General features: G+C 71.9%; 9 protein-coding genes and 1 pseudogene. 3 read left to right on the forward strand and 7 right to left on the reverse strand.

The window, feature by feature from the left end:
- Positions 1 to 321 (reverse strand): annotated as a pseudogene (locus NBW84_RS03470) (hypothetical protein); the annotation flags it as partial.
- 51 nt (positions 322 to 372) lie between these two features.
- Positions 373 to 1,275 carry a lysophospholipid acyltransferase family protein gene (locus NBW84_RS03475; protein WP_250281627.1) on the reverse strand — a complete coding sequence of 301 codons (903 nt, stop codon included), beginning with the start codon at positions 1,273 to 1,275 and terminating at the stop codon, positions 373 to 375.
- Between the two features lie 416 nt (positions 1,276 to 1,691).
- Here NBW84_RS03475 and NBW84_RS03480 point away from each other — a divergent pair, with 416 nt between their 5' ends.
- From NBW84_RS03480 to NBW84_RS03490, 3 genes are read left to right on the forward strand one after another with little or no spacing between them, the layout of a single operon-like run.
- The gene (locus tag NBW84_RS03480; protein WP_250281630.1) at positions 1,692 to 2,519 is read left to right on the forward strand and encodes an alpha/beta fold hydrolase; all 828 of its coding nucleotides are present in this window, start codon (positions 1,692 to 1,694) and stop codon (positions 2,517 to 2,519) included.
- Positions 2,520 to 2,531: 12 nt separating this feature from the next.
- Positions 2,532 to 3,410, forward strand: coding sequence for a hypothetical protein (locus tag NBW84_RS03485; RefSeq protein ID WP_250281633.1), 879 nt, complete (start codon positions 2,532 to 2,534; stop codon positions 3,408 to 3,410).
- Positions 3,411 to 3,469: 59 nt separating this feature from the next.
- A complete protein-coding gene (locus NBW84_RS03490; protein ID WP_250281635.1) occupies positions 3,470 to 4,735 on the forward strand; it encodes an ornithine cyclodeaminase family domain in 1,266 nt (421 codons plus the stop codon).
- Between the two features lie 65 nt (positions 4,736 to 4,800).
- On the opposite strand, the gene NBW84_RS03495 is transcribed toward NBW84_RS03490, so the two are convergent.
- The 5 genes from NBW84_RS03495 to NBW84_RS03515 all read right to left on the reverse strand — a co-directional run bounded on the left by NBW84_RS03495 (position 4,801) and on the right by NBW84_RS03515 (position 9,293).
- Complete coding sequence (locus tag NBW84_RS03495; protein WP_250281638.1) at positions 4,801 to 5,790, reverse strand: ROK family glucokinase; 990 nt, start codon at positions 5,788 to 5,790, stop codon at positions 4,801 to 4,803.
- Positions 5,787 to 6,506, reverse strand: coding sequence for a hypothetical protein (locus NBW84_RS03500; RefSeq protein ID WP_250281640.1), 720 nt, complete (start codon positions 6,504 to 6,506; stop codon positions 5,787 to 5,789). Before NBW84_RS03500 ends, NBW84_RS03495 begins: the two co-directional genes overlap by 4 nt.
- Complete coding sequence (locus NBW84_RS03505; protein WP_250281642.1) at positions 6,503 to 7,717, reverse strand: ArsA family ATPase; 1,215 nt, start codon at positions 7,715 to 7,717, stop codon at positions 6,503 to 6,505. The genes NBW84_RS03500 and NBW84_RS03505 overlap by 4 nt, the downstream gene beginning before the upstream one ends.
- A 6-nt stretch (positions 7,718 to 7,723) precedes the next feature.
- Entirely contained in the window at positions 7,724 to 8,158 is a 435-nt protein-coding gene (locus tag NBW84_RS03510) for an SRPBCC family protein (RefSeq protein ID WP_250281644.1), read from the reverse strand.
- 367 nt (positions 8,159 to 8,525) lie between these two features.
- The gene (locus NBW84_RS03515; RefSeq protein WP_250291983.1) at positions 8,526 to 9,293 is read right to left on the reverse strand and encodes a metallophosphoesterase; all 768 of its coding nucleotides are present in this window, start codon (positions 9,291 to 9,293) and stop codon (positions 8,526 to 8,528) included.
- Positions 9,294 to 9,644: the final 351 nt, after the last annotated feature.

Below are 9,644 nucleotides of genomic sequence, written 5' to 3' on the forward strand. Positions count from 1 at the left end.
GCGCAGGACCGTGCCGGCGGGCGGCTCCGGCGCCGCCGGCCCCGCGGGCGCCGGGCGCGCGGCGCCGGGATCCGGTGCCGGCTGGGCCCGGGCCGCGGGTACGGCACCGGCCACCACCGGAATGGCGACCATGGCGACAACGGCCGCCACCGGAATGGCGGCCCTGGCGACAACGGCCGCCAGCCGAACGGCAGCTCCGGCGACAACGGCCGTCAGGGCGAGCCGTCGCGGGAGACGCCGCGTCCCCGCCGGCCGGGCTGCCCGCGGCCGGCGCCGACGTGAGGGATGGTCGGGCGCCGTGAGATCCGCCGATGCGTGCACATCGACCATCCTGCCGTGCCCGAATGGCCAACAGCCGGCCCGGGCCGGCGATCAGCCTGCCTGGCGGGTGTCAGTCTGGTCACCCAGGCCCGAGCGGCCGGTCTTGCGACCGGCCCGCCGGCGGGCCCGTGGGGCACGGGGTGCCGACGGCTCCGCCATGGCCTTCGCCGGCGGCCGGTCGACCGTACGGCCGGCGCCCTCCCGGCCGGGCTCCCCGCCGCAGGCGCCGGCCGCCTCGCCGGCCGCCTCGCCGTCCGCCTCGCCGTCCGCCTCGACCGTGGCGGCGAGCTCGCTCTTGACCCGCTGCGCGTACCTGTCGACGTACTCCTGGCCCGACAGCGCCATCAGCTCGTACATGATCTCGTCGGTCATGGACCGGAGCACGAACCGGTCGTCGACCATGCCCTCGTAACGGCTGAAATCGAGCGGCTGGCCGATGCGGATGCCGACCCGGCGGATCCTGGGCAGCAGCTTCCCCTGGGGCTGCACCTCGAACGTGCCGATCATCGCGACCGGGATGACCGGGACCTTCGACGCCAGCGCCATCCGGGCAACACCGATCTTGCCCCGGTACAGCCGGCCGTCCGGTGAGCGCGTGCCCTCCGGATAGATCCCCAGCAGTTTGCCGCCCTGGAGCACCTTCACGCCGCTGCGCAGCGCCCTGTCGCTGGCGGCACCACCGCTGCGGTCGATCGGGAGCTGGCCGGCGCTGGTGAAGAACAGCCGCTTCAGCCAGCCTTTGAATCCCGGGGCGGTGAAGTAGTCGCTCTTGGCCAGGAAGGTGACCCGGCGCGGCACGACCAACGGGAGGAACAGGTGGTCGGAGAAGGAGAGATGGTTACCGGCGAGGATTGCGGGGCCCCGTTCCGGGATGTTTTCCAGCCCCTCGACCCACGGCCGCCAGAACAGCCGCAGGATGGGAGTGAGAAATGCCTTGACGACCCAGTACAACACGTCAGCTCCCGGTGTGGTCGCCCACCAACATCGTCTCGACACGCATCGGCCCGACACGCCCGCACACGGTGGCCGGGACAACCCTATGGAACCGTGGTGGCCGCGTCCACCACGGGGACTGTCGCGGCCGGCCGCTCCCCGGGCGCCGCCGGCAGGCTCCCCCGCGGCGGCCCGGGAGCCGCGCGGACGCGGGACACGGCGAGGCCGGCTCCGGACACGACACCGCCGGACATGGCGTCACAGAACACGGCGTCACAGAACATGGCACCGCTGGACACGGCACCGCGGAGAGCATGGCCTCTGCCCGTCCGGCATGCGAGCATGCTGCGGAACCGGTCCGCGCGACGAAAACAGAACAATCCCCCGTCACCACGGAGTGCGGCCGATCGCGCGCGAGTAACGAGAGGGCGGACACCATGGCAGGCGTACCACGGCGTTCGGTCACACCAGGCACTTCGGTCACACCAGACACTTCGGTCGTACCGGGCACTTCGGTCGTACCGGGCGCGGAGCCGTTCGAGCACGATGGCGGCGACACCGGGGTACTGCTGATCCACGGATTCACGGGCACACCACAGAGCATGCGCCCCTGGGGCTCGTTCCTCGCGGAGGCGGGCCTGACGGTCTGTTGCCCGCTGCTGCCGGGCCACGGCACCCGCTGGCAGGAGATGAACGGCACGACCTGGCGCGACTGGTTCGGCGCGGCCGAGGATGCCTTCCTCCGCCTGCGGGAACGCTGCTCGGCCGTCTTCGTCATGGGGCTGTCCATGGGCGGCACCCTGACCCTGCGGCTGGCGGAGGTCCACGGCCCGGCGGTGGCCGGGGTGGTCACGGTCAACCCCAGCCTCGGCACCGACCGGAGGATCGCCGCGCTCGCCCCGGCGCTCTCGCGCGTGATCCCCTGCGTGGCCGGGGTGAGCAGCGACATCAAGGCCGCGGGCACGGCGGAGGTCGCCTACCGGTGCCTGCCCCTGCGGGCCTTCGTCTCCCTGCGCGAGCTGTGGACGGTGACGGTGGCGGACCTGGGGCGTGTCACCAGCCCGATCCTGACCTTCCGCAGCCGCGTCGACCACGTCGTCGAGGCCACCTCCGGACGGATCCTGCTGGCGGGCGCGACGTCGTCCACCGTCTCCGAGCGCATCCTGGAGAACAGCTACCACGTCGCGACTCTCGACAACGACAGACACACAATTTTCGAGGGAAGCCTTCAGTTCGTCGACACGCACACGGTTGTCTCGGGGTGATCGGGGTGAGTCGTGCCTGACCTGCCACCACCTGCCGGTGGCCCGCCGCCGGACGCGGGCGGAGCCGCCGGCGGCCCGGCGTGCGGACAGCCGCCGCAGGCCAGCCCGCCCGGCGCCGAAGCGAGTGGCGCCGGCGCGCCCGGCCCCACCGGCCACCGTGGGACACGCCGCGGCGATCCGCCGTCCGGAGACGGCAGGCCGAAGGAGCGGCCGAAGGAGCGGCCGAAGGAGCGGCCGAAGGAGGACGCAGCCATCGCCGGGCCACCGGCGGCGGGCAGCCCCGACGGGGACGGCGGCGGCGGTGCGCCCACGGCGCGGGACACGGGCCAGGAGACGGACCAGGACGCGGTCTTCGCCTCGCTCGTGGCCCGTTTCAACGCCGAGCCCGTGGAACGGACCTGGCCGTCCAGCGAGGACGTCACGACGCGCACGGAGCCTCCGGGCGTGGCCGTGCGCCCGGTCTGGCGCTTACCGCTCGACCCGGACCGGCAAAAAGATCATATTTTCCTTCCCGTGGACGACAGCGCGACCACCGGCCCGGCCGGTGAACGGCCGGACGTCGATCCGCCGGGCGTCCCGAATGATGCCGGCGGCTACGACGACCCTGATGACCCCTCCGGTGACCCGTCCAATGACCTGTCCGACCACTACGACCCACCGCCCCCACTGCCGGCACCCCGCATGAAACCCACTACCCGGTGGGCGTTGTGCTCTATTGCCGTCGGCGTCGCGATCCTGTTGGTCCCCACGATTGCCGGGATCGACCATGGCAGGCCCTACGACGTCGGAGGAGTCATGCTTGTGCTGGGCGGAGTCGCCACACTGGTGTTCCGAATGGCGGATCGGCCGCCCACCGACTCAGCGGACGGTGACGACGGTGCGGTCGTCTGATCCCGGTCCGCCGGCAGGCGGACCGGGCACCCGCGTCAGGGCACGGAAGGGGCGGCTGCGTGGAGTTCCACGAGAAGGTCGAGATACACGGTCACCTGATGGACACCGGCATTCTCGCCCGGGTACTCGACGACGTTCTCAGCTACGGGGGCGACTACGAGATCAGGAGCATCGATCTCGGCACGACCCATGACGACGAGTCGCACGCGACGATCGTCGTCGGGGCCGACTCGGCGGAGCAGCTGACCCGCATCCTCATGAGGATCAAGGCGTACGGCGTCAACAGCGTGGAGCCGGGCACGGTGCTGCTGCGGGCGGCCGACCGTGACGGGGTCTTCCCGCCCGACTTCTACTCGACCACCAACCTGGAAACCGTGGTCCGCCTCGGCGGCCAGTGGGTGCCGGTGGAACATCCCGAGATGGACTGCGGCCTCGTCGTCTGCGACGGGCGGGTGCGCACCGTCCCGGTCTCCGAGGTCCGGGCCGGCGACATGATCGTGTGCGGCGTGTCCGGGGTGAAGGCCGTGCTGCCGGTGACCGACCACTCGACCCGGCTGTACGGCACCTTCCAGGCCCTGTCGTCGCAGTCCGTCTCGTCGTCCACCACGCTGCTGGCGCCGCAGCGGCAGGCCGTGCTGGTCCGCGCGATCGCCCGCCAGATCCGTGAGCTCAAGGCGGAGGGCTTCGGGGTGCTGTGGGTGGCCGGGCCCGCCGTCGTGCAGTCCGGGGCCACCCCGGCCATGGTCGCGCTGATCGAGGCCGGCTACGTCGACGTGCTCTTCTCCGGCAACGCCTTCGCCGCCATCGACATCGAGGCGGCCCTGTACGGGGCGGCGTTCGGCAACGAGCCGAGCCGCGGCAAGGGGGCCGAGCGCGGGCACGAGCAGTACATCCGGGCGATCAACACGATCCGGCGCGCCGGATCCATCGTCGCCGCCGTCGACGACGGCATCCTGACCAGCGGGATCATGCATGCCATCGTCAAGGCGGGCAAGAAGTTCGTCCTGGTCGGCTCGGTGCGTGACGACGGCCCGCTGCCGGACGTCCACACCGACGTGCTGGCCGGCCAGCGGGCCATGCGCGACGCCCTGCGCGGGATCGGGCTCGCGCTCATGGTCGCCTCGATGCTGCACTCGGTGGCCACGGGCAACATCCTGCCGGCGTCCATCCCGGTGGCCTGTGTGGACATCGACCCCAGCAGCGTCAGCAGGATCGCCGACCGCGGGTTCTCCCAGGCGGTCGGCGTGGTCACGGACGCCGGGCTGTTCCTGGAGCAGCTGGCCCAGGAGCTGGTCGCCGACTACCGTCCGGACACCACTCGCTGACCCCGCTGGCCCCGCTGGCCCGGCCGGCCCGCTCGGCCACGGCCCGACCGGCACGGTCAGCCCGGTCAGCTACGGGCCAGGTCGGCGGCGCCGATGATGCCGCCCCGCGCGGCGAGCTGGGCGGTGACGATCCGCGCCTCGGGACGGTGCCGGCGGGCCGACAGGCTGTTGGCGAACTCCGCGCGGGCCGGGGCGAGAAGAAGATCACCAGCCTCCGCCACCCCGCCGCCGAGCACGAAGAGGCCGGGATCGAGGATCGAGGCCAGGCTGGCCATCGCCCGGCCCAGCCAGGTACCGACGTCCTCGAAGCACTTCACCGCGAGCGGATCGCCCTCCAGGGCCGCCTCGGTGACCGACGGGCCGCGAAGAGCGCCCACCTCGCCGCCGGCGAGCTCCAGCAGGCGCCGGCCCGCCGCCGGCGAGGTCGTGACCAGCTCACGGGCCTTGGCCACCAGCGCGTTGCCGCTGCCGTACGCCTCCAGGCAGCCCCTGTTCCCGCACCCGCACAGACGGCCGCCGGCCACCAGCTGCATGTGCCCGATCTCCCCACCGAGCCCGAACCGCCCCCGGTACAGCCGGCCGTCGAGCACGATCCCGCCGCCGACGCCGGTCCCCACCGTCACGCACACCAGGTCCGGCTCGCCGCGGCCGGCACCGAAGCGGTACTCCCCCCAGGCCATCGCGTTCGCGTCGTTCTCCACGACGACCGGCAGGCCGGTGCGGGCACTGACCTCGTCCCGTAGCGGCTCGTCACGCCAGGCGAGGTTCGGCGCGAACAGCACCCGCGAGCGGTCACGGTCGATCAGGCCCGCCGCCCCGATGCCGACCGCCTGCACCGGCCGCGGCGCCACGGCCGCCCGCAGCTCGTCGACCACCTCGCCGATCAGATCGGCCACCGCCGCCGGCTGCTGGCTCGGCGTCGGCCGCCGCAGCGACGACAGGACCGTCCCGGACCCGTCGACGACGCCGGCGGCGACCTTCGTGCCACCGACGTCCACGCCGATCACCAGATCGGGGCGCGCGCTGTCCCTGTCCGACGACGTTGTGATGGTCACTCGACATCGATCCTCTGAACACGCGGCCCAGGCCCCGGCCGCTCGGTTGGCCATCCCCTCACAGCAGTGTCCTCGACGGGGCCGGTACCGGCCGTAGCGGCGCTGTCCGTGCCGGCGTCCGGACGGCCGGCGAGGACCGCCCGCACCGCCGCGGCCAGCGCGGTGGCCGCGGCGAACAGATGCCCGGCCACCTCCGGCCGGCCCGCGGCCAGGGTGTTGACCACCCGGCAGAGCGGACACACCTGGCACATGGTCATCGCCGCGGCGTCCGGACGGGCGTTGTGATGGCCCTCCGGGCGCAGGCCGCAGTCGCAGCCGGCACCGCCGCCCGCGTCACCGGCCCCGCCGGGCGGTGCGGCGGCGCGGCGCCCGGATCCCGTCCAGCCGGGGCCGGCAGCCCCGGCATGACCGATATGATCGTTATTGCCGACGTGGGTGTCGTCACCAGGACGGCCGTTGTGACCGGTGTAGCCGGTATGGGTGGCATAGCCGCTGTGACCGGCGTGGCCGTCGGTGTGGCCGGTGTGGCCGGTGTGGCCGCCGGCGTGGCCGATGTGACCGCTGGCGTGTGTGGCGTTACCTTCAGTGTGGGTGGCGTGGCCGCCGGTGTGGGTGGCGTGGGCCTGGGCCGCCGGGTTCGTCAGCAGCAGGTCACGCACGGCCGCGGCGAGCAGGGCGGCCTCCTGGGCGAGCGGGCCCGGCGCTGGCATGGTCATGTACGGACCCACAGGTCCGGGTCCGGCACGAAGGAGACCACCAGCCGATCGTCGCGCAGCACCGCGCCGGTGACGTCGCACCGGCGCAGCGCGGATGGCAGGGTGAGCATCCGCCGCTGCGACCCGACCGAGACCATCAGCTCGTCCGCGCCGACGCGGGCGAGAGCGATCTCGGAACGCTCCACGAACGGCAGGGCGATCGAGATCGAGAAGCCGTTCCCGGCCCGCTCGACCCGCAGCGGGCCGATCCCGGCCCACCCGCCACCGCCGAGGACGGCGACCGGGTCGAGGGCCGAGTAGGTGCCCGCGGCAAAGGCCGCGAGCTCTTCCAGGCCGACCGGCTCACCGGCCCGGTAGGCCGCGCGCAGGACCGGGATCGGCGCGAAGGAGCGCTCGACGGCCGCTAACTGCTCACGGTGGGCGGCCGCCCAGCCGGCCCGCCAGGCATCTCCCCCGGTGGCGACGTGCACCCGGTTGGCCACCATGGCGTCCACCCCGAACCCGTACAGCGCCAGCGCGCCCACCGCGGCCCTGGTCCGGGAGGCCACGACGGTCTCGGGGGTCAGTACGAGCCGCACGCTGGAGCGCGACGGGTCGGACAGGACGTCACGGACCTCGTCCATGATCTGCTGAAGCCGCGCGGCGGCCCCGGCGAGCGGCCCGGCCACGGCGTCCGGCCAGGTGGGACGGCCCAGCCGCCACGGGCTGCCGCGCAGCAGGTGGGCGAGCCGGCCGTCGATCGGAACGACCCGGCGCAGGTACCACAGCAGTGTCTCCGGCAGGGTCAGCAGGCGCAGTAAGCGGGCGATCGGGCCGGCGTCGACCACGACGACGTCGTAGTCCCCGGACCTGATCTGGTCGAGCAGGTGCAGCAGGGCCAGCACCTCCCCGGCGCCGGGCAGCACCGTCAGTTCACCGGGCTCGATCGGGTCCGCTCCGGTGACCTCCCACAGCCGGCCCAGGGCGGCCTGTATCGTCCACCAGCGGTCCTCGAAGGCACGCTGGGTGTCCACACGCTGGGCGAACAGGCCGGCTTCGATCTCAACGGGGGCCGTGTCCAGCGGATGGTCGAGAACCGCCGCGAGGCCTCCCGCCGGGTCCGCGGACATCACCAGCGTCCGGTTACCACGCTGGGCGGCCAGCGTGGCCGTGGCCGCGGCGACCGTGGTCGTCCCGACGCCCCCTTTGCCCGCGAAGAGCACGCATCGCACGCGTGGTCAGCTCTCGAGGTGTTTCTTGAGATCCCTCAGCGCGGCGTCGACGACACCGCTTTGTACCTTGCGCCGGATCAGGCTCGGAATCTTGACCTTCAGCTCGACGGTGAGGTCGTAGGTGACCTCGGTCCGGCCGTCACCGAGGTCGCGCAGAACGTAGCTGCCGTTCTGCGCGACCAGGTTTTTCCCCTCGACGAGAGTCCAGCTCACCGAGTCGTCACCGCACCAGGTGTACTCGGTGACGAATTCCTCCTTCGCCACCACGGCGTTGACCAGGAAACGGGCCCGTCGAGGACGGCCGTCCGGGCCGGGCACGACGACCTCGGCCCGTTCCACCGGCCCTGACCAGGTCGAATATGCGCTTATATCAGCAATCGCCGCCATCACAGCCGCGGGCTTGGCATTGATCGTGGTACTGGCTCGGGCGTGCTCCGCCATTGGTGACACTGCCTCCACAACTCGCCCGGGCATACCCGACACTGCTGGCATCCCGGTTACATCCTGGCTACTGAGGCATCCAGGATCTCTCCACACGTCAGGATAATCATCCTGACCAGTCGACGAGGCTACCGGACCAGGCACGGACACGGCGGGCGCGTCCGTGGCTGGCGAGTCGTCCACAGGACATCCGCACGTCATCCGCGGGCCATCAGTAGACCGTCTGTGGAGCATCCGTGGAGCATCCGTGGAACACCGACAAATCGCCGGGAGACCGTCGACGGGCCGCCGACAGCACAGCCCGATACCCGGGCTACCAGCGCCTGCGGCCAGGCCGCCCACCACGCGAGCACCCACGGCGGGCCGCCTACCACTCGAGTACGAAAGGCGTTCCCCGGGCATTGAAATGTCCGACGTTGACGCAGCGCGTCGACCCGATGTCGAGCACATCACGATACGGCTGGTGAACATGTCCGAACAACACGTAGCGAGGCTTCACGTCGTGAATGGCCTCCAGCACCGCGACACTGCCCCGTTCGTAACGCCGGGCCACCGTGTCGTACACGAGCTCGGGCAGGTGCGGCGGGATGTGACAGCACAGGACGTCCACCGCCCCGACCGCCGCGACCTTCGCGGCATAGGTCTCGTCGTCGATCTCGTACGGGGTGCGCATGGGGGTGCGTAAACCTCCGCCGACGAAACCGAACCGCAGCCCGCCGATCTCGGTCGTCTCGCCGTCGAGCAGCGTGACGCCGTCCCGCAGATAGTCCAGGTAGAGATGTGGGAGATCGACGTTGCCATAGGTCAGGAAAGTCGGCGTGGGAAAGGCTGCGAACAACTGTTCGTACTGCCGGCGGATCGCCCGCTCGATGATCGCCTGGCGGTCGTCACCCAAGGTGGCCCACAACCCGTGGGACCATTCACGGGCTTCGTCGAAACGCTGCTCGGTCCGCAGCCGAATCATTTTCCCGACCGCCTCCGGGCCGAACAGGTCGCCCATGATCCCACGGCTGTGGTCCCGGTAGTCCACGTAGAGAAGAAGGTCCCCGAGACAGATGAGGGCGTCGGCCCCCTGCCCGGCGGCGGCAAGCGCGTCTGCGCGGCCATGAACATCACTGACCACATGGACCCTCATACCGGCCAAGCCTACGGTCACCCCGCCCGAAAAACCCGCCGTACGCAGCCCCCCGCCCGGCTCAACGGGATACCGGCCGTCCCGGGGAATCGGCGGATGGTGCCCGTGGCACGGCGGGCCCCGCGGGTTCCGCCGGTTTCACGGGGTGTATGACCGGTGCCGCGGATTCCACGAGTTCCACGGTAGGCACCGCGGCTCTCGTGGCGTCCGTGGGCTGCCCGGCGAGTTCCGCCGGTTCCGCGGCCTGCGTGCCGGGTGCCGCGAACCGCCCGGGCTGCCCGGCGGGTCCCGCTGCGCCCACGCTGGCCTCAGGCCCAGTAGAAGCAGGCTCGGTGGAAGTGGGCCCGGTGG

Source organism: Protofrankia sp. CiP1_Cm_nod2, from assembly GCF_920664355.1.
Lineage (GTDB): Bacteria > Actinomycetota > Actinomycetes > Frankiales > Frankiaceae > Protofrankia.